This is a genomic window from Amycolatopsis cynarae, from assembly GCF_026802195.1.
GTDB lineage: Bacteria > Actinomycetota > Actinomycetes > Mycobacteriales > Pseudonocardiaceae > Amycolatopsis_E > Amycolatopsis_E rhizosphaerae.
Genome location: NZ_CP113836.1, coordinates 5,206,765 through 5,225,285 on the forward strand (window position 1 = coordinate 5,206,765; position 18,521 = coordinate 5,225,285).

21 protein-coding genes are annotated in these 18,521 nt (G+C 70.1%); 1 reads left to right on the top strand and 20 read right to left on the bottom strand.

From position 1 onward, the window contains the following. From pyrH to rpsB, 3 genes are all read right to left on the bottom strand, one after another. Positions 1 to 741: a UMP kinase gene (gene pyrH / locus ORV05_RS24875; RefSeq protein ID WP_268754427.1), complete on the bottom strand. Its 741-nt coding sequence runs from the start codon at positions 739 to 741 to the stop codon at positions 1 to 3. A gap of 155 nt (positions 742 to 896) precedes the next feature. Beyond that, positions 897 to 1,715 carry a translation elongation factor Ts gene (gene tsf / locus ORV05_RS24880; protein ID WP_144590528.1) on the bottom strand — a complete coding sequence of 273 codons (819 nt, stop codon included), beginning with the start codon at positions 1,713 to 1,715 and terminating at the stop codon, positions 897 to 899. A gap of 71 nt (positions 1,716 to 1,786) precedes the next feature. Next, a complete protein-coding gene (rpsB, locus tag ORV05_RS24885; protein WP_144590527.1) occupies positions 1,787 to 2,617 on the bottom strand; it encodes a 30S ribosomal protein S2 in 831 nt (276 codons plus the stop codon). Positions 2,618 to 3,005: 388 nt separating this feature from the next. On the opposite strand from rpsB, the gene ORV05_RS24890 reads away from it, so the two are divergent. Further along, a complete protein-coding gene (locus ORV05_RS24890; protein ID WP_407652550.1) occupies positions 3,006 to 3,530 on the top strand; it encodes a M23 family metallopeptidase in 525 nt (174 codons plus the stop codon). A gap of 30 nt (positions 3,531 to 3,560) precedes the next feature. Here the strand turns inward: ORV05_RS24890 and ORV05_RS24895 are convergent, their stop codons facing one another. The 17 genes from ORV05_RS24895 to ffh form a co-directional block, all read right to left on the bottom strand. Next, complete coding sequence (locus ORV05_RS24895; RefSeq protein ID WP_407652796.1) at positions 3,561 to 4,475, bottom strand: FliA/WhiG family RNA polymerase sigma factor; 915 nt, start codon at positions 4,473 to 4,475, stop codon at positions 3,561 to 3,563. A gap of 369 nt (positions 4,476 to 4,844) precedes the next feature. Then, on the bottom strand, positions 4,845 to 5,939 hold the full coding sequence (locus ORV05_RS24900) for a tyrosine recombinase XerC (protein ID WP_268754428.1): 1,095 nt from the start codon (positions 5,937 to 5,939) through the stop codon (positions 4,845 to 4,847). Between the two features lie 142 nt (positions 5,940 to 6,081). Then, on the bottom strand, positions 6,082 to 7,308 hold the full coding sequence (gene dprA / locus ORV05_RS24905; protein ID WP_268754429.1) for a DNA-processing protein DprA: 1,227 nt from the start codon (positions 7,306 to 7,308) through the stop codon (positions 6,082 to 6,084). An 85-nt stretch (positions 7,309 to 7,393) separates the two neighbouring features. Beyond that, entirely contained in the window at positions 7,394 to 8,905 is a 1,512-nt protein-coding gene (locus ORV05_RS24910) for a YifB family Mg chelatase-like AAA ATPase (protein WP_268754430.1), read from the bottom strand. After that, positions 8,905 to 9,285, bottom strand: a complete 381-nt coding sequence (locus ORV05_RS24915; protein WP_268754431.1) for a YraN family protein — start codon at positions 9,283 to 9,285, stop codon at positions 8,905 to 8,907. The genes ORV05_RS24910 and ORV05_RS24915 overlap by 1 nt, the downstream gene beginning before the upstream one ends. 129 nt (positions 9,286 to 9,414) lie before the next feature. Beyond that, a complete protein-coding gene (locus tag ORV05_RS24920; protein ID WP_027946358.1) occupies positions 9,415 to 9,738 on the bottom strand; it encodes a DUF2469 domain-containing protein in 324 nt (107 codons plus the stop codon). Beyond that, positions 9,735 to 10,499, bottom strand: coding sequence for a ribonuclease HII (locus tag ORV05_RS24925; protein ID WP_407652797.1), 765 nt, complete (start codon positions 10,497 to 10,499; stop codon positions 9,735 to 9,737). The genes ORV05_RS24920 and ORV05_RS24925 overlap by 4 nt, the downstream gene beginning before the upstream one ends. Positions 10,500 to 10,565: 66 nt before the next feature. Then, the gene (gene lepB, locus ORV05_RS24930) at positions 10,566 to 11,498 is read right to left on the bottom strand and encodes a signal peptidase I (protein WP_268754432.1); all 933 of its coding nucleotides are present in this window, start codon (positions 11,496 to 11,498) and stop codon (positions 10,566 to 10,568) included. A gap of 24 nt (positions 11,499 to 11,522) precedes the next feature. Beyond that, positions 11,523 to 11,882 (bottom strand): 50S ribosomal protein L19, encoded by a 360-nt coding sequence (gene rplS / locus ORV05_RS24935; RefSeq protein ID WP_268754433.1) that lies wholly within the window; start codon positions 11,880 to 11,882, stop codon positions 11,523 to 11,525. Between the two features lie 152 nt (positions 11,883 to 12,034). Next, positions 12,035 to 12,790, bottom strand: coding sequence for a tRNA (guanosine(37)-N1)-methyltransferase TrmD (gene trmD / locus ORV05_RS24940; protein WP_268754434.1), 756 nt, complete (start codon positions 12,788 to 12,790; stop codon positions 12,035 to 12,037). 34 nt (positions 12,791 to 12,824) lie between these two features. Continuing rightward, complete coding sequence (gene rimM / locus ORV05_RS24945; protein ID WP_268754435.1) at positions 12,825 to 13,343, bottom strand: ribosome maturation factor RimM; 519 nt, start codon at positions 13,341 to 13,343, stop codon at positions 12,825 to 12,827. 10 nt (positions 13,344 to 13,353) lie between these two features. Continuing rightward, positions 13,354 to 13,593 carry an RNA-binding protein gene (locus ORV05_RS24950; protein ID WP_017987579.1) on the bottom strand — a complete coding sequence of 80 codons (240 nt, stop codon included), beginning with the start codon at positions 13,591 to 13,593 and terminating at the stop codon, positions 13,354 to 13,356. Then, positions 13,590 to 14,012, bottom strand: a complete 423-nt coding sequence (rpsP, locus tag ORV05_RS24955; protein WP_268754436.1) for a 30S ribosomal protein S16 — start codon at positions 14,010 to 14,012, stop codon at positions 13,590 to 13,592. Before rpsP ends, ORV05_RS24950 begins: the two co-directional genes overlap by 4 nt. A gap of 164 nt (positions 14,013 to 14,176) precedes the next feature. Next, positions 14,177 to 14,962 (bottom strand): CPBP family intramembrane glutamic endopeptidase, encoded by a 786-nt coding sequence (locus ORV05_RS24960; protein ID WP_407652552.1) that lies wholly within the window; start codon positions 14,960 to 14,962, stop codon positions 14,177 to 14,179. A 63-nt stretch (positions 14,963 to 15,025) separates the two neighbouring features. Next, positions 15,026 to 15,754: a CPBP family intramembrane glutamic endopeptidase gene (locus tag ORV05_RS24965; RefSeq protein WP_268754437.1), complete on the bottom strand. Its 729-nt coding sequence runs from the start codon at positions 15,752 to 15,754 to the stop codon at positions 15,026 to 15,028. An 86-nt stretch (positions 15,755 to 15,840) separates the two neighbouring features. After that, a complete protein-coding gene (locus ORV05_RS24970; RefSeq protein ID WP_268754438.1) occupies positions 15,841 to 16,905 on the bottom strand; it encodes an amidohydrolase family protein in 1,065 nt (354 codons plus the stop codon). Between the two features lie 4 nt (positions 16,906 to 16,909). After that, a complete protein-coding gene (ffh, locus tag ORV05_RS24975; RefSeq protein ID WP_268754439.1) occupies positions 16,910 to 18,439 on the bottom strand; it encodes a signal recognition particle protein in 1,530 nt (509 codons plus the stop codon). Between the last annotated feature and the right edge of the window lie 82 nt (positions 18,440 to 18,521).

The following is an 18,521-nucleotide window of genomic DNA, read 5'->3' on the forward strand; positions in this document are numbered from 1 at the left end:
CTAGGCGTCGGGCCCGTCGGCGGGGGTGCTGACCAGTGTGCCGATCCTCTCACCACGAACCGCACGCGCGATGTTCCCCTCGGTGAGAAGGTTGAACACGATAATCGGCATGTTGTTGTCCATGCAGAGGCTGAAGGCGGTCGCGTCGGCGACCTTGAGCCCGCGCTCGAGCACCTCGCGATGGGTGATCTCGTCGAACATCTTGGCGGTGGGGTCGCTCTTCGGATCGGCGGTGAAGACACCGTCGACGGCCTTCGCCATGAGCACCGCTTCGCAGCCGATCTCCAGCGCCCGCTGGGCGGCGGCGGTGTCGGTGGAGAAGTAGGGCATCCCGACGCCTGCGGCGAAGATCACGACCCGGCCCTTCTCGAGGTGCCGCTCCGCACGCCTTGGAATGTAGGGCTCGGCCACCTGGCCCATGGTGATCGCGCTCTGCACCCGCGTGGGCACGCCTTCCTTTTCCAGGAAGTCCTGCAGGGCGAGACAGTTCATCACGGTGCCGAGCATCGCCATGTAGTCGGCGCGATCCCGGTCCATACCGCGCTGGGACAGCTCCGCGCCGCGGAAGTAGTTGCCGCCGCCGATGACCACGGCCATCTGCACGCCCGTCCGCACCACGCCGGCGATCTGCTGGGCCACCGAGTGCACGACGTCCGGATCCACGCCCAGCGATCCCCCGCCGAGCATCTCGCCACCCAGTTTCAGCAGTACCCGCCGGTAACCGCCGGCCTGATCCGCCATGTCACCGGCCCCGTTACGGGGGCCATCCCCCACCTCAGTCACGCCCGCCTCTTCTCCGCTGGTACCGCTGCTGTGCCTGCCTGGCCCGTTCGTCACCGTGCCCCGTCCCCGACATCGCCGGAGACGGGGCACGGTCACATTTCAGCCGCCAGGCCTTACTGCTGGCCTACCTCGAACCGGGCGAACCGCGTCACGGTCACGCCGGCCTCGTCGAGCAGCTGCTTCACAGTCTTCTTGTTGTCGGTCACCGAAGGCTGCTCCAGGAGCACGACGTCCTTGTAGAACGCGTTCACCTTGCCCTCGATGATCTTCGGCAGCGCCTGCTCCGGCTTGCCCTCGGACCGCGCGGTCTCCTCCGCGATACGACGCTCGTTGTCCACGAGCTCGGCCGGAACCTCTTCGCGGGTCAGGTACTTCGGCTTGAGCGCCGCGATCTGCAGTGCCGCGCCCCGGGCCGCGTCGGCGTTGTCCCCGGTGTACTCCACCAGGACACCGACCGCCGGAGGCAGACCCGCACCACGCCGGTGCAGGTAGGTCTCGACGGTGCCGTCGAAGGCCACGACCCGGCGCAGGACCAGCTTCTCACCGATCTTCGCCGAAAGCTCCTGGATCGCGTCGTTGACGCTCTTGCCGCTCTCGATCTCGGCGGCACCCAGCTTCTCGGCGTCATCGGGGCGGGCGCTCTTGGCCACCGCCACGATCTTCTCGGCCAACTGCTGGAACTGCTCGTTCTTGGCGACGAAGTCGGTCTCCGAGTTGAGCTCGACCAGAACGCCGCCGTCACCGGCGACCAGCCCTTCGGCGGTGGCCCGCTCGGCACGCTTGCCGACGTCCTTGGCACCCTTGATGCGCAGGAGTTCGACGGCCTTGTCGAAGTCGCCGCCCGACTCCTCCAGCGCCTTCTTGCAGTCCATCATGCCGGAACCGGTGAGCTCACGGAGACGCTTGACGTCTGCCGCGGTGTAGTTCGCCATCGTGCGTTGTCCGTTCCCTTCGGAAAAGTTCTGGGGGCGCGTGCCGCCGTCGCGGCGGCACGCGCGTTCGATCAGGAGGAGGCGGTCTGCTCGGCCGGCTTCTCGCCGCCCTCGCCACCAGCCAGCAGTTCCTTCTCCCACTCGGCCAGCGGCTCGTCCGAGGCCACACCGGGCTCCGGCTTGTCCTGGCCCTCCGGAGCGGAGCCGTTGCGGCCCGAACGGGCCAGCAGGCCGGCCGCCGCGGCCTCGGCGACCACCTTGGTCAGCAGCGCCGCGGAGCGGATCGCGTCGTCGTTACCCGGGATCGGGTAGTCGACCTCGTCCGGGTCGCAGTTGGTGTCCAGCACCGCGACCACGGGGATGTTCAGCTTGCGCGCCTCGCCGACGGCGATGTGCTCCTTCTTGGTGTCCACGATCCACACGGCGCTGGGCACCTTCGCCATGTCGCGGATACCGCCGAGGGTCTTCTCCAGCTTGTCCTTCTCGCGGGTGAGCGTCAGGATCTCGCGCTTGGTCAGCCCCTGGAAACCACCGGTCTGCTCCTGCGACTCGAGTTCCTTCAGACGCTGAAGCCGCTTGTGCACGGTCTGGAAGTTCGTGAGCATGCCGCCGAGCCAGCGCTGGTTGACGTAGGGCATGCCCACGCGCTGCGCCTCGGAGGCGATCGCTTCCTGCGCCTGCTTCTTCGTGCCGACGAACATGATGGTGCCGCCGTGCGCGACGGTCTCCTTGATGAACTCGTAGGCACGGTCGATGTAGGTCAGCGTCTGCTGCAGGTCGATGATGTAGATGCCGTTGCGCTCGGTGAGGATGTAGCGCTTCATCTTCGGATTCCAGCGGCGGGTCTGATGCCCGAAGTGCACGCCGGAATCGAGCAACTGCTTCATGGTGACGACGGCCATGGCCGGATTCGCACCTCTTCTGTCTTGAGCGTGCCGGGATGAGCCGGCCCGCATGGTCGGTTTGCCGCCGCCGGCCGGGTGGCCGGCGACCCTGGTGCCGTGCCGATGCCCGGACCCCGAGAGAAGCCGCGCTTCTCGACGGAGACCGCCGGGCGCCGCGTGTCCCGCCACCGGCCGATCCGAAGGAACGATGCCGGGAACAGGACCTGCACATACACGCGAAGTCGACCTGTGCCAGCACAGGCCGCGCAAACAGTGTACGCCCAGCCACCCTCGGGCTTCAGCACGGGCAACGGGAACCGGCAGGGTTGTCCACACCGCCCGAGTTGTCCACAGATTCCGGTTATCCCCTGGCGGTCCGGACCCGCCCGCCGCGACAGTGGATCACGTGACCACCCTGTCCGTACTCGCCCTGACGATGGCGCTCCTGTCGGGAGCGTCGGGCACCGCCGCCGCGCCATCGTTCCCGCTCACCCCGCTCGCCGGACCGGAGCCCCGGTTCTCCTGGCCCCTGTCCCCCGAGCCCTCCGTGACCAGGTCCTTCGACGCACCCGCGGACGAGTACGGCGCCGGGCACCGCGGCGTGGACCTCGGCGCCACACCCGGACAGCCCGTGCTCGCGGCGGCGGAGGGCGTCGTGGTGTTCGCCGGTCAGGTGGGGGGCCAGGAAGTGCTGTCGATCGATCACGACGGGGGCCTGCGGACCACCTACGAGCCCGTCGCTCCCACCGTGGCGCCCGGCACGCAGATCTTCCAGGGGCAGCCGATCGGTACCGTCGCCCCGGGGCATCCAGGGTGTCCTCAGGCCGCCTGCCTGCACTGGGGCGTCCGGCGGGGCGGGGAATACCTCAACCCGCTGGCGCTGATCCGCACCGCATCGGTGATCCGACTGAAACCATGGAACCCGCCCTGATACCCGCTCACGGCCCGGGCGCTGGCTGGTTCAGACCCCCGCCTGCTCGGTGAGGCGGGCGCGGAGGCGCAGCACGGCCCGGGTGTGGAGCTGGCTGACCCGGGATTCGGTGACGCCGAGAACCTTGCCGATCTCGGCGAGGGTCAGGCTCTCGAAGTAATAGAGGCTGACCACGATCCGGTCGCGCTCGGTCAGCTGGGCGATCGCCTCGGCCAGCTGGCGCCGGTTGTCCCGGTCGACCAGGACCGCCACCGGATCGACGGCGCCGTCGTCGGGCAGGGTGTCCACCAGTGACCCGCTGTCCTTGCCCGCCGCGACCAGGTCCTCCAGGGCGACGACACTGGTCAGCCGCAACTGGCCGTAGAGATCGCGGAGTTCGTCGAGGCCGATGCCGAGTTCGTGGGCGAGTTCCACGTCGGTGGGGGTGCGGTGCAGCCGCGCGCCGAGTCGTTCAAGGGCCCGCTCGGCTTCCCGGAGCCGGCTGCGCACCACGCGCGGCACCCAGTCCTGGGAGCGCAGGTCGTCGAGGATGGCGCCGCGGATGCGCTGCATGGCATAGGTCTCGAAGCGCAGGCCCCGCTCGGGATCGAACTTCTCGATCGCGTCGATCAGGCCGAAAATGCCGGACTGGACGAGATCGCCGACGTCGACGTGAGTGGGCAGCCCCGTGCCCACCCGGCCTGCGACGTACTTGACGAGCGGCGCGTAGTGCAGGACGAGCCGTTCACGCAGCCGCTGATGCGGGTTCGCGCGAAACTCCCGCCACAGCGCCTGGATCGCGGCATCCACCCCGTTCGGCGTGCCGGCGGCCTTGCCCGGCTCATCGTCTGGCTCGGCGTCCGCGGCCTCGTTGGAACCGGGCGGCTCGGAGCCGGCAGCAGCGCCGGCGACGGCGGCTGCCGTGTCGTCGGCCTGGGGGTCCGCGACGGCATCCGACTGGGACATGGCGGCGTTGTCGGCGAGAGGGGGCACTGTGCCTTCAGACGGCTGGGGCATTTCCGCTCTGTCCTCGGCCGCCCCGGTTTCCCCTGCGTCCTGACTGTGATGGGTGGCGTGGCTGCCCTCGGCCTCCGCGGTCTCCGGCGAGGAGGCGGGACGAGGGGTGAGCTCGGCCGAGGAGGCCTGCCCCTGCCGGATGGCGGGTGCGCGGCGATCGCCGTTCGGGCAGGTGCCCGAACGGCTCACGTCGGTCAAACGCACGTCGGCTGTCACTGGACGGCCGCTCTCGACAACGGGCTCAGTTCGGTCTCCGGGCTCAGGTCTGGTCGGTGGTGGTGAAGGCGGGCCTCCCGCTCCCGCCGCTCGCTCCCGCGGTTACCGGGCACGAGGGTGGGCTCGGTCGTGGATCGCCTTCAACCGCTCGACTGTCACGTGAGTGTAGAGCTGGGTCGTGGCAAGCGTAGCGTGACCGAGTAATTCCTGAACGCTGCGAAGATCCGCCCCGCCCTCCAGCAGGTGAGTTGCGGCGGTGTGCCGCAGGCCGTGCGGTCCCATGTCCGCGGCACCCGGCACCGAGCCGACAGCGTCGTGCACGAGCCGCCGGACCGCCCGGGGATCGATGCGACGCCCACGGATCCCCAGGAACAGCGCCGTGGGGTCCGCTTTCCCCACGGCAGAGAACAGGGCAGGCCTGCCGGTGCCGAGCCACACTTTCAGGGCAGTTTCGGCCGGAATCCCGAACGGGACGACCCGCTCCTTGCCGCCCTTGCCGAGGACCCGCACGACACGCGCGGCGAAATCGACATCGTCGACGTCCAGACCACACAACTCGGACACGCGGACACCGGTCGCGTAGAGCAGTTCGAGGATCGCGTGGTCACGCAGGCCCTGCGGGTCGGCTTCAGCGGCTCCCGACTGCGAGGCCCGCATCACCTCGGCTGCCTCGGCAGGACCCAGCACCGCGGGGAGGACCCGGTGTGCCCGCGGTGCGACCAGGCGCGCCCCGGGATCGTTTTCCAGGACACCGACCCGCTTGGCCCAGGCGGTGAACGTGCGGGCCGCGGCCGACCGGCGGGCCAGGGTGGTGCGGCCGGCTCCCCGGGCACGCTGGTCGGCGAGCCAGGCCCGGAGCGCGGTGATGTCGAGCCCGGCCAGCACCTCCGGCCCGTCACCAGTTCTGCACCCGTCCGGTCTCCGGTTTCCCACTTCCGGGGGTTCTTGCCCGGCCGAATCGCGGGCGGGGAAACCATCCTTCAGGGCGACGCCGAGTCGGGTGGGTTCGTCGTCTCCGGCGCCGGTGAGGAATCCCAGCAGCGAGGTCATGTCACCCACATAAGCCAGGACGGTGTGTTCGGACAGGCCCCGCTCCAGGCGCAGGTGCCGCTCGTAGCGGGTCAGAAGGTCCGCCACCGACGGCGGCAGCGCTTCGCGTAGCCGTCGCAGGTCGGCGCGGTCTTTCGAGCCCCCCACGGTTACGCCGGAACCAGCGGCTCGACCGGCATCTCCCTATCTTTCGAGCGCAAAGTGCGCTCTGCGAACAGAAATTCGCTGGTTTCGCGCCTTCTCAAGGTTCTGGCCATGCCTCTCACGCTGAGTGAAGCCGCCCCCGCGGTCAAGCATCGCCACGCCGCCTCTTGTCGTCCGGAGCACCTCCTTGTCTCTTCGGCTGCCCGTGCCCGGCCTCCGTTCGCGTCCTGCCGCGGGGCTTGCTCAACTGCCATCCACTCTCTCCGTGTTCGGCGAACCCCTCCAGTTCGAGCGCCGGCAGGACGGCACGAACCCGGGAAATCGGTACCCCGGACTCGGTGGCGATCTGCTCGGCGGATTTGCCGCGGCGCCGTTCAAGGGATTCGTGCACCCGGAGCGCGTCGGCGCCGAGGCCGTCGGTGGCGCGGGCTCGCGGCTTCGCCCTGTCCGGTGTCTGGGCGCTCAGCCTGCCCACGACGTCGACCACATCCTCGATGGAGCCGACGAGGGTCGCGGCGGAGTCCCGGATCAGGTCGTGGCAGCCGACCGATACCGCGGAGGTGACCGGACCGGGCACCGCCATCACCACCTTGCCGAGGACACCGGCGCTGGTCGCGGTGTTGCGCGCACCGCTGCGACGGCCAGCCTCCACCACCACGGTGCCTTCGCTGAGCGCGGCGATCAGCCGGTTGCGGACCAGGAACCGGTGCCGGGCCGGCGGGGTCCCCGGAGGGTATTCGCTGATCACGAGACCACCCTGCCCGGCGATCTTGTTCAGCAGCACCACATGCCCCGCGGGATAGCCGGCATCCAGTCCGCAGCCGAGCACCGCGACCGTCACTCCGTCCGCCGCGAGCGCGCCGCGATGTGCCGCCCCGTCGATCCCGTACGCCGCTCCGGAGATCACTGCGTGTCCCCGGGCGGCCAGGCCATAGGCGAACTCCCCGGCCACGTTCTCGCCGTAGCCGCTGGCCGCCCGCGCGCCGACGATCGCCACGGCCGCTTCGGCCGCTTCATCGAGGCGCGACTCCCCGCGCACCCACAGCCCGAGCGGTGGAGCCGCACTGGCGATTCCGCGGCTGTGGGCAAGCTGCAAGGACAGCAAGGGCCAGGCGGGCCACTCGTCGTCCTCCGGGATCACGAGGCGGGCACCCAGGCGCCCGGCGGCCGCGAAATCGTCCCGCACGAGATCGAGTTCGCGGCGAGCCCCGGTCTCTTCGGCGACGCGCTGCGGGCAGGTTCCCTTCCGGACGGCATCCGCGGCATCCACCGGCCCCACCTCGGCCACGAACACCGCCAGTGCTGGTGCCGGTGGCTCGGCCACGCGCACCAGGTACGCACGGGCCAGCCGCTCGGGAGACAGTCCGCTCATGACGGCCTCCTGCCACAGTGCCGTCGCGGGACTGCCCCGAGGCAGGAGCAACCCCGTTCCCCCGCGGTCCGGACGAGGATGACGCTCATGCCGCGCTCCGCTCGCGGAAATCCAGTGCCGCGGCGACCTGATCCGCGTCCGGCCGAGACTCTTCGGCCAGGTCGGCCAGGGTCCAGGCGATCCGGAGGCAGCGATCGGCCCCGCGGGCGGTGAGGATGCCGCGATCGAGGCCGCGATCCAGCAGCGCCGTTGCCTTGGGCGGAAGCGCGAACTCCCGGCGCAGGACGGGGCCGGGCACCTCCGCATTGGTCCGCCAGCCGTGCCCGGCCCAGCGGGCGGCCGCGCGTTCCCGGGCCGCCAGCACCCTTTTGCGCACGACTTCGGTAGCCTCGGGCGCGGAGCTCTCATGGGTGGTCATGGCGGTGATCGGACGCATCCGCACGCGCAGATCGACTCGATCGAGCAACGGACCGGACAGTTTCGCGAGGTAGCGACGCCGGACCGAGGGAGCGCAGGTGCAGTCGGTCTCCCTGGCCGGCGCACAGGGACACGGGTTGGTCGCCAGCACCAGCTGGAAGCGGGCCGGGTACCGGACCGATCCCTTCGTCCTGGCGATCCGGACCTCACCGTCCTCCAGTGCGGTGCGCAGTGAGTCCAGGACGTGTCCGCCGAACTCGCAGGCCTCGTCGAGCAGCAGGACTCCCCGGTGGGCACGGCTGATCAGCCCGGGCGCCGCCAGGCCGCTGCCGCCCCCGATCAGCGCGGCCAGCGACACCGAGTGGTGCGGGGCGACGAACGGCGGGATCTTCACCATCGGCGTCCGGCGGGACAGCGATCCGTGCACCGAGTGCACCGCGGTCACTTCCAGCGACTCCGCCGGGGACAGCGGGGGGAGCAGACCGGGCAACCGCTTCGCCAGCATCGTTTTCCCCACCCCGGGCGGACCGGTCAGCAGCAGGTGATGGCCGCCCGCCGCGGCCACCTCCAGCGCCCAGCGGGCTTCCGGCTGGCCGATCACATCGGCCAGATCCGGCACCGCCTGTGGCTCGCCCTCCCCCGGCGGATCCGGCGGGACCAGCGCCTCTTCGTCGCGCAGCCAGGCGACCACTTCGGCCAGCCGGGCCGCACCGAGCACTTCGACCCCGTCGACGAGTGCGGCCTCGAACAACGAACCGACCGGCACCACGGCGCGCGTGAAACCCTCGTTCCGCGCGGCCAGCAGACCCGGCAGCACGCCGCGGATCTCGCGGATCCGCCCGTCCAGCGACAGTTCGCCGAGCAGCACCGTGCCCGCCAGTCGGGTCGAGGGCACCTGACCGCCTGCGGCGAGCACGGCGACCGCGATCGCCAGGTCGTAGCCCGAACCGAGTTTCGGCAGGTCGGCGGGCGAGAGCCCCAGGGTGAGCTTCTCCCCCGGCCAGGCCTGCTGCGAATTGCGGACCGCCGAACGCACCCGGTCCTTGGCCTCCCGCAGCCCGGCGTCGGGCAGTCCGACGAGCTTCATGCCGGGCATACCGCCACCGAGATCGGCTTCCACCTCTACGACCCGTCCGTCGATGCCGAGCAGGGCCACCGACCAGGCATGTCCCAGGGCCATCAGAACGCCCCCGGGTAGTGCCTCAGCCTGAGTTCGCCCGCCGGTGCGGCGAGGATCGCGACCACGTCGAACCGGATCGAGCACCAGCCCACGCCGAAGCTGCGCAGCCACTGTCCGGTGATCCGCCGGATGCGGGAAACCTTCTCCGGGGTCACCGCCTCCGCGGGATGGCCGTAGTTCTCACCGGCCCGGGTCTTGACCTCGCAGACCACGAGCAGGTCACCGTCGGTCAGGACGAGGTCGAGCTCGCCTTCGCGGCAGCGCCAGTTCCGTGACAACACCACGAAGCCGAGTTTCTGCAGGTACTGCGCCGCCAACTGCTCACCGCGGCGGCCCAGCCGCAGGTGCGGCGCGCCCATCGGTCGTGCCACGGTGCTCATCACTGTTACCCCCTGGGTGTCGGAACCATCGCGTGCTGACCACGCTGCCAGTTCCGGCAAAAGGGGCACCAGTGGCAATTTCGGCGCCTGTGGACAACCCACCCCCTGTGGACAACAGGGGGGCGCCGGTCACCCGGAGAACGGACCGTCCTCCGGTAACCGGAGGTCGGGCTTCTCCAGTTCCTCGACGTTGACGTCCTTGAAGGTGATCACCCGGACGTTCTTGACGAACCGGGCCGGCCGGTACATGTCCCAGACCCACGCGTCGGACATGCGTACCTCGAAGTACACCTCGCCACCGCCGTCGCGGACCTGAACGTCCACCGCGTTGGCGAGATAGAACCGCCGCTCGGTCTCCACCACGTACGAGAACTGGCTGACGATGTCGCGGTACTCCCGGTACAGCGACAACTCCATCTCTGTCTCGTACTTTTCGAGATCCTCTGCGCTCATGGAATCCGCGCCCCTCCTCGCGAGCTTGACCGGTATCCGGCGGCGGAACCCTCATTCTGACTCACACCGTCGGCCGGGGCATCCACCGGCGGGTCCAGCTGCCCCAATGCCGCCGCACTCAACATCACGCGATGCGGTGGCCGTCGCCCGTGCGCGGCCGCCGCGGTCGCCACGTTGGCGTACGACCATCGATGTACCTCACTCGGACCGTGTTCGGTGAGTGCCGCGCCGTGTTCGACCGTGCTGTACCCCTTGTGCACATCGAATCCGTACCGGGGATCCGCACCGTGCAGATCGGCCATGATCCGGTCCCGGGTGACCTTGGCCAGCACCGAGGCGGCCGCCACGCACGCGACCGCCCGGTCCCCCTTGATCACGGCCAGGCTCGGCGCCGGCAGCCCCGGCACCCGGAAGCCGTCGGTCAGCACGTAACCGGGGCAGGTCCGCAGACCCGCGACCGCCCGCCTCATGCCTTCGATATTCGTCACGTGGATGCCAAGCGCATCCACCTCCGCGGGCGGGATCACCACGATCGAGTAGTCCAGTGCCCTGGCCAGGACCCGGTCGTAGACCCGGTCGCGCGCCAACGGGGTCAGCAGCTTGGAATCGGTGAGCTCGGGAAGCCGTGCCGCATCACCCGGCCTGAGGACGCAGGCCGCCACCACCAGCGGGCCGGCACAGGCGCCGCGACCCGCTTCGTCCACCCCCGCCACGGGCCCCAGCCCACGCCGCTCAAGCGCGGACAGCAGACCCCACGGCATCTCCCCCCGGATCACCGCACGGGGTGGCCGGATGGTGGCCGCGAGCGCCGAAGAGCTCCCCACTGGCTACCGCTTTCGCTTGACCGCCCTGCGTACCCCGGTCCCGAACCGACGGCTGAGGGCCAGCGTGGGCCACGCTGCGACGAGACCGAACCCGAGCGGCACGCCCTGTTGCCAGCCCGGAGCACTCAACCCCAGCACGGCGGGCTGCGCGTTCTCCTGTGGGTTCGTATCGCTCACGCCACCCCAGCGGCCCGGGGGAAGCACGATGAACCGGGCCTTGCCGATCACGTTGGCGACCGGCACGACGCCGTTGACTCCACCATTTCCCTGGTAGCGCGAGTCCATGGAGTCGTTGCGGTTGTCCCCCATCACCCAGAGGGTGCCCTCGGGCACCTTCACCGGGGAGAAGGGTTCCTGCCGCGGATTGTTCGGGTCCACCCAGTGGATGTAGGGCTCGTTGAGGGACTTGCCATCGACGATGACCCGGTTCTGCGCGTCGCAGCACTGGACGGTCTGGCCGCCGACGGCGATGATCCGCTTGACGAAGTCACGCTCGTCGGGAGGGGCCAGGCCGAATACCGCACCGACGTTCTGGAAGAACCGCACGACCGGATTGCTCGACCGTTCGACCGGGGCCTCTCCGGCCACCCAGGGATCGGGGCCCTTGAAGACCACGACGTCGCCGGGGCCCGGCGTACTGAAGTCGTAGGTGATCTTGTCGACCAGGACCTTGTCGCCGTAGCACCCGGTGCAGCCGTGCAGGGTCGATTCCATCGATGCCGACGGGATCGTGTAGACCCGGGCGAAGAACTGCTGGAAAACGAAGGCCAGAACCAGCGCCACGACGATCAGGATCGGCAGTTCGACCCAGAAGGAACGCTGTTTCTTGGGCTGGCGCCGAGCGCGATGCCCACTTCCACCGGTCCCGGCGTCTTCCTCGACAGCCGATCGTTCCGGCTCGTCCTCAGCAGCACTCGAGGGCACAGGTTCAACCACTTCGCCAGGCTACTCAGCCGCGCGTCAAGACGCAGTGGGGGCTTCGCGGCGCTCCTTGATCTTGGCGGCCTTGCCACGCAGCTCGCGCAGGTAGTAGAGCTTGGCGCGCCGCACGTCACCGCGCTTGAAGACCTCGATACGCGCGATGTTGGGCGAGTGCACCGGGAAGGTGCGCTCCACGCCCACACCGAAGGAGACCTTGCGGACGGTGAAGGTCTCCCGGATGCCGCCACCCTGGCGGCGGATGACCACGCCCTGGAAGATCTGGTTACGCTCGCGGTTTCCCTCGATGACGCGAACGTGCACCTTCAGCGTGTCACCCGGGCGGAAGTGCGGGATGTCGGAACGCAGCGACTGAGCGTCCAGGGCGTCCAGGGTGTTCATCGGTGAGCCGTCCTCGTCCTTCGTCTGTCTGGCGTAAATCCGGGCACGGACCTGCTGCGAAAGCGATCGACCCGGGGGCTGGCAAGGCAGCGCGCGCAGTGCCATGGCCGCGCGCGAACCGGTCAAGTATTACAGACCCGATCGCGGCCGGATCACCCGGCCCGCCGCTGCTCCCCGCGAAGGCGATCGAGCACGGCCTGATCGTGTGCGTCCAGGCTACCCTCCGGCAGCCGGTCCAGAAGCTCGGGGCGCCGCCTGGCCGTCCGTTCCAGTGCCTGGTCACGGCGCCAGCGGTCGATCAGCGCGTGGTTTCCCGACCGCAGCACCTCGGGCACCGCCAGCTCGCGCCACACCTCCGGCCTGGTGTAGCTCGGCCCCTCCAGCAGCCCGTCCGAGAACGAGTCCTGCTCGGCCGAAACCGGGTTGCCCAGGACACCGGGCAGCAGACGCACGGTGGCCTCGACCATGACCAGCACCGCCGCCTCGCCACCAACGAGGACGTAGTCACCGATCGAGACCTCGTCGACCGGCATCCGGCGCGCGGCATCGTCGATCACGCGCTGATCGATGCCCTCGTAGCGTCCGCAGGCGAAGACCAGGTGTTTCTCCCGCGCGTAGGCCCGGGCCATCTCCTGGGTGAACGGCCGCCCGGCCGGCGTCGGGACCACCAGCCTGGTCTCTTCGTCACAGACCGTGTCCAGCGCGTCGCCCCAGACCTGCGGCTTCATCACCATGCCGGGACCACCGCCATAGGGTGCGTCGTCCACGGCGCGGTGCACGTCATGGGTCCATTCCCGCAGGTCGTGCACGCCGACCTCGATCAGGCCCCGGTCGATGGCACGGCCGAGCAGCGCCGCCCTCAACGGGTCGAGGTACTCGGGGAAAATCGTGATGACGTCTATCCGCACGGCCTGAGCGTATCCACCGGCCCGGTGGTCCCCACTACTCAACGTCGTCCAGGAGGCCTTCGGGCGGGTCGAGCACCACCCGGCCACCGGCCACGTCGACCACCGGGACGATCTCCCGGACGAACGGCACCAGCACGGTGCGCCCCTCGCGATCGAGCGACAGCAGTTCGCCACCGGGCGCGTGGACGATCTCCTGCACGGTGCCGGCGACCGTCCCATCGGTGAGTTCCGCGCGCAGGCCCTCGAGTTCGTGGTCGTAGAACTCGTCGGGATCCTCGGTGGGCGGCAGATCCGCGGTATCGGCGAGCAGCAGAGCGCCCCGCAGCGCCTCGGCGTCGTCGCGGGAACGGATCTGCTCGAAAGTCACCAGCAGCCGCCCGCTGTGAGCGCGGGCGGCTGCGACGGTGAGCGGGCGGGTGCTGCCGTCGCGGTGCCGCGCGAGCAGCGAGCCACCCTCCCGGAAACGCTCCTCGGGCGAGTCCGTGCGCACGTCCACGGCGAGTTCACCGCGGATACCGTGCGCCTTCGCGACGCGCCCGACCACAACTTCCACGGTGGAGGGCTCAGCGATCGGTGTCGACGACGTCCACCCGGACGCCGCGGCCGCCGATGCCACCCATCACCGTGCGCAGCGCGGTGGCGGTACGCCCGCCGCGCCCGATGACCTTGCCGAGGTCGTCCGGGTGAACGTGGACCTCGAGCGTGCGGCCGCGCCGGGTCGTGATCAGGTCGACCCGGACGTCGTCCGGGTTGTCCACGATCCCGCGCACCAGGTGCTCGAGGGAGTCGGCGAGGAAACTCACGCCTCTTCCTTGCCCGCCTCGTCGGCCTTCTTCGGGGCCTTCTTCTTCGGCGTGGTCGCCTCGCCGGACGGCTCCTCACCGGCGGCGGCCAGCGCGGCGTTGAACAGGTCCTGCTTGGACGGCTTCGGCTCGGCGACCTTCAGCGTGCCCTCGGCGCCCGGCAGGCCCTTGAACTTCTGCCAGTCACCGGTGATCTCGAGGATCCGCTGCACCGGCTCGGTCGGCTGCGCACCGACACCCAGCCAGTACTGGGCGCGCTCGGAGTCGACCTCGATGAAGCTCGGCTCCTCCTTCGGGTGGTACTTGCCGATCGTCTCGATGGCCTTGCCGTCGCGACGGGTGCGGGCGTCGGCGATGATGATGCGGTAGTACGGCGCACGGATCTTGCCGAGGCGCTGGAGCTTGATCTTGACGGCCACGGGTGTGGGTACTCCTTGGTTTTCTCGGTGCTCGCTGTGTCGGGACACGATCCGAGTGGGGAAACGGACACGGGTACCCGAAGCTTGGGGTCGCCACGGCACGGTGAGAGGGTCCGGCCGCAGCAGGCAAGTGTCAATTGTGCCAGACGGGCTCGGTGGGGGCCCTAGAGGGTCATCAGGCCCAGGCTGGTGAGCAGGGTCGCCAGCGCGGGGAGGAAGTTGTTCACCTGGTGGACCACGATGGCCGCGGGGAGCCTTCCGGTGAGCAGGCGCGCCAGGCCGATCGGCAGCGCGATCACCAGCAGCAAGGTGGTGCGCAGCGGTTCGAGGTGGCTGACCGCGAACAGCGCGGTGGACAGCAGGAACGCCGCCAGCCTGCCGTACTTCTCCGCGCCCCAGTGCAGGCGCTCGACCGCGCCCCACAGCAGACCGCGGTAGATGATCTCCTCGCAGACCGGCCCGAGCAGCCACAGGTAGCCGAACATGATCACCGCGGCGGTGACCGACATCGGCTGGTTCTCCACCAGTGCGCCGATGGCCGAGGTCGCGTTGCTCCTGCCCACCGCGTGAGACCAGACGACGGCGCTCACGGTGGTGAGCACCAGCCCGAACGCGCCGAGCTTGAGGCCGAGCTTCAGGTCTGACCAGCTCCACTCCAGACGCAGGTCGAGCACCGGCCCGTTTCCCCGCCAGAGGGTGATCAGGACCGCGGCCAGCGCGGCGAGCAGGGTCGGGATGATGGTGCCGATCAGGACGTCACGGACCGGAGTGGCCTGGCCCGCGGCCGGGGGGCCGAGCAGAACGCTGACGAACGCGGCCGAGGCCAGCAGCACCGCCTCGACGAACAGGAACGCACCGAAGCCCCAGCGGTGCCCCGGATGGGCCTGACCGCCGGACAGGCTCAGCGGGCCGAGGGTGACGGCCGGGTCGTCCGGTTGCGTCGTGGTCAAACCCAGCCTCCGTCTCATCCAGCCGAACCATCTGCCGAGCCTAGTCCCCATCGTGGGTCCCGTTCAGGAAGCGGTGAACAGCAGGATCGCCGGCGGCAGGTTGTTGGCGGCGTGGGCCACCAGGCTGGCGCCCGCCCGGCCGGTCCGCAGCCGGGCCAGCCCGATCGCCAGTCCCTGGCCCAGGAGGGCGACCGTGCGGGTGGGTTCGCCGTGCAGGTAGGCGAAGACCACCGCGGTCAGCACGAGGATGACCCAGCGGGGAAGCCGGTGCCGCTCAAGCGCGTTCCACAACGCGCCCCGGGTCAGGAGTTCCTCGGCCAGCGGCGCCGCCACGACCACGATGGCCGCGGCCAGGACCAGCCAGCCGGTGTCGTCACTGTCGACTCCTTCCGCCAGCTCCGTCAGCGGGGAATCGGATACCCGGTCGACTCCGTACAAACCGAGCACCAGAAGGTTCAGCGAGTACCCCACGAACAGGGCTAGCCCGCCGCACGCGAGCCCGACCTTGAGATCCCGGCGCGAAGGCCACCAGCCGAAGTCCGCCGCCGGCCCCTCACCCCAGCGGCGCGAGGCCAGCACCGGCCCGAGACCGAGCAGCAGGGTGGGCAGGAACGCCAGCGGGAGCATCGGGCCGATGTCGAGCAGTTCGAACGGATCGCTGCCGGTGCCGCCAGGGCGCAGGACGGTAAGGGCGGCCGTCGCGACGTGGTAGAGGCCGAGCCCGGCGAAGAAGGCGATGAAGCCCCAATGTGCTCCGAAAACCACGCGGTTCACCCGCGTCTCGCCCGCCACCCCTTCAGGTTAGTGGCGCACCGCGATCAGGCGTACCCAGGGCGTGACCGTGAAGGGGCAGACGGTGTGCTTCACCCAGCCGGGGGTCAGCCGACGAGCGCGCCCCGCAGGACGATGTGGCGTGGTGTGCGCAGGACCGCCAGATCCTCGCGCGGGTCGCCGTCGAAGACGAGGAAGTCGGCCGGGGCGCCCTCGGCGATGCCGGGGTGGCCGAGCCACTCCCGCGCCGCCCACGACGCCGCCCCCAACGCCTGCTCGCGGGACATCCCGGCCCGCCACAGGGCTTCGATCTCGTCGACCAGCCGCCCGTGCGCGATCATGCCGCCCGCGTCGCTGCCCGCGTACACCGGAACTCCCGCCTGAAGTGCCGAGGACACCATGTCCGCCACTCCGGCGTGCAGCGCACGCATGTGCGCGGCATAGCGGGGGTAGCGCCCCGCCTTGTCGGCGATCCCGGGGAAGTTCTCGATATTGATCAGGGTGGGCACCAGGGCGATCCGGCGGCGCGCCAGTTCGGCGAGCAACTCGGGCGAAAGGCCGGTGCCGTGCTCGAGGCAGTCGATCCCGGCGTTGATCAGGCCGGGCAGCGCGTCCTCGCCGAAGACGTGTGCGGTGACCCTGGCCCCGGCCTCGTGCGCGACCTTGACCGCCTCGGCCAGCACGTCGTCCGGCCACAGCGGCGCCAGGTCGCCCACCGAGCGGTCGATCCAGTCGCCGACGAGTTTCACCCAGCCGTCCCCGTCGGCGGCCTGCTCGGCCACCGCCGCGGGCAGCTCCTCGGGGGAACCGAGCTCGATGCCCAGCCCAGGGATGTAGCGCTTGGACAGTGCGAGGTGCCTGCCCGCACGGATGATCCGGGGCAGGTCCGCCCGCGCCTGCAGCGGGCGGGTGTCGATCGGCTGCCCGCAGTCGCGGATCAGCAGGGTGCCCGCGTCCCGGTCGGCGAGCGCGTTCGCCACCGCCTCCTCGACCGTGGACGGGCCGTGCACACCGATGCCGGGATGGCAGTGCGCATCCACCAGGCCGGGTACCAGGAACCCGTCGGAGGCCACGGTGGCGGCACCGGGCACCGGTTCGAAGGTGATCCGCCCGTCACGCACCCACAGGTCCCGCTGCCCGCCGTCGGGCAGCACCACGCCGGAAAAGTGCATGACGTTACTTGTTCTTGGGGAGCTTGAACTTGCTCGGGTCGAAGCCCGGCACGTCGTTCAGCCCGCCACCGAGCTGCGACAGGTCCGGGCCGCCAGTGCCCGGCGGCAGCATCGGCATGCCGGCGGGGAAACCTCCGCGCATCTTCGGCTGCGTCGGGCCGCGTCCCTTGCCCTTCTTGCCCTTCTTACCCTTCTTGCCCTTGCTCCCGCCGCCCCCGCCGAAACCGAAGCCGAACCGGCCGGCCATCTGCTGCATCATCTTGCGGGCTTCGAAGAAGCGGTTGACCAGGTCGTTGACCTCGCGCACGGTGACGCCGGAGCCCACCGCGATCCGCTGCCTGCGGGACCCGTTGATGATCTTCGGGTCGGCCCGCTCGGCCGGGGTCATCCCCCGGATGATCGCCTGGAGCCGGTCGAGGTGCTTGTCGTCGACCTGGGCCAACTGCTCCTTCATCTGGCCCGCGCCCGGCAGCATGCCGAGCAGGTTGCCGATCGGGCCCATCTTGCGGACCGCGAGCATCTGCTCGAGGAAGTCCTCCAGGGTCAGCTGCCCGGTACCGAGCTTGGCGGCGGCCTTCTCCGCCTGCTCGGCGTCGAAGGCCTGCTCGGCCTGCTCGATCAGGGTGAGCAGGTCACCCATGCCCAGGATCCGGCTGGCCATCCGGTCCGGGTGGAAGATGTCGAAGTCGTCGAGCTTTTCGCCGTTGGAGGCGAACAGGATCGGCTGGCCGGTGACCTGCCGCACCGACAGCGCGGCACCACCGCGGGCGTCGCCGTCGAGCTTGGTGAGCACCACGCCGGTGAAACCGACGCCGTCACGGAAGGCTTCGGCGGTGGTCACCGCGTCCTGGCCGATCATCGCGTCGACGACGAAGAGCGTCTCGTCCGGCTTCACCGCGTCCCGGATGTCGGCGGCCTGCCGCATCAGTTCCTCGTCGACACCCAGACGACCCGCCGTGTCGACGATGACCACGTCGTGCTGCGCGTGCCGGGCCTCCTCGACACCGCGGCGCGCCACGTCCACCGGGTCGCCGACGCCGTTGCCCGGTTCGGGGGCGAACGTGGTGACCCCGGCCCGCTCGCCGACCACCTGGAGCTGGGTGACCGCGTTGGGGCGCTGCAGGTCACAGGCGACCAGCAGGGGCGCGTGGCCCTGCTTCTTGAGCCAGAGCGCGAGCTTGCCCGCGAGCGTGGTCTTACCGGCACCCTGCAGACCGGCGAGCATGATCACCGTCGGCGGGTTCTTGGCGAGGTTGAGCCGCCGGGTCTCGCCGCCAAGGATCCCGATGAGCTCCTCGTTGACGATCTTGACGACCTGCTGCGCGGGATTCAGCGCGCCGGAGACCTCGGCCCCCTTCGCCCGCTGCTTGATCTGCGCGATGAACTCGCGGACCACGGGCAGCGCGACGTCGGCCTCCAGCAGCGCGATGCGGATCTCGCGCGCCGTGGCGTCGATGTCGGCGTCGGTCAGCTTGCCCTTGCCCCGCAGTGTCTGCAGGGCCGAGGTGAGCCGGTCGGAGAGGGTGTCGAACACGGGGGTGCACGCTCCAGCTGGTCGTGGTTGCTCCGCAGACCAGGGTAGCCGCCCGCCGCACCGGGCCTGCCAGGGCGGCGCG

What these genes read in the sequence shown, in the direction of transcription:
- rpsB (WP_144590527.1), bottom strand. Translation starts at nt 2,617, where the DNA reads ATGGCCGTCGTCACCATGAAGCAGTTGCTCGATTCCGGCGTGCACTTC.
- ORV05_RS24910 (WP_268754430.1), bottom strand. Translation starts at nt 8,905, where the DNA reads ATGGCCCTGGGACATGCCTGGTCGGTGGCCCTGCTCGGCATCGACGGA.
- ORV05_RS24920 (WP_027946358.1), bottom strand. Translation starts at nt 9,738, where the DNA reads ATGAGCGCAGAGGATCTCGAAAAGTACGAGACAGAGATGGAGTTGTCG.
- rplS (WP_268754433.1), bottom strand. Translation starts at nt 11,882, where the DNA reads ATGAACACCCTGGACGCCCTGGACGCTCAGTCGCTGCGTTCCGACATC.
- dprA (WP_268754429.1), bottom strand. Translation starts at nt 7,308, where the DNA reads ATGAGCGGACTGTCTCCCGAGCGGCTGGCCCGTGCGTACCTGGTGCGC.
- ORV05_RS24925 (WP_407652797.1), bottom strand. Translation starts at nt 10,499, where the DNA reads ATGCCGTGGGGTCTGCTGTCCGCGCTTGAGCGGCGTGGGCTGGGGCCC.
- ORV05_RS24970 (WP_268754438.1), bottom strand. Translation starts at nt 16,905, where the DNA reads ATGCACTTTTCCGGCGTGGTGCTGCCCGACGGCGGGCAGCGGGACCTG.
- pyrH (WP_268754427.1), bottom strand. Translation starts at nt 741, where the DNA reads ATGGCGGATCAGGCCGGCGGTTACCGGCGGGTACTGCTGAAACTGGGT.
- ORV05_RS24915 (WP_268754431.1), bottom strand. Translation starts at nt 9,285, where the DNA reads ATGAGCACCGTGGCACGACCGATGGGCGCGCCGCACCTGCGGCTGGGC.
- ORV05_RS24895 (WP_407652796.1), bottom strand. Translation starts at nt 4,475, where the DNA reads ATGTCCCAGTCGGATGCCGTCGCGGACCCCCAGGCCGACGACACGGCA.
- tsf (WP_144590528.1), bottom strand. Translation starts at nt 1,715, where the DNA reads ATGGCGAACTACACCGCGGCAGACGTCAAGCGTCTCCGTGAGCTCACC.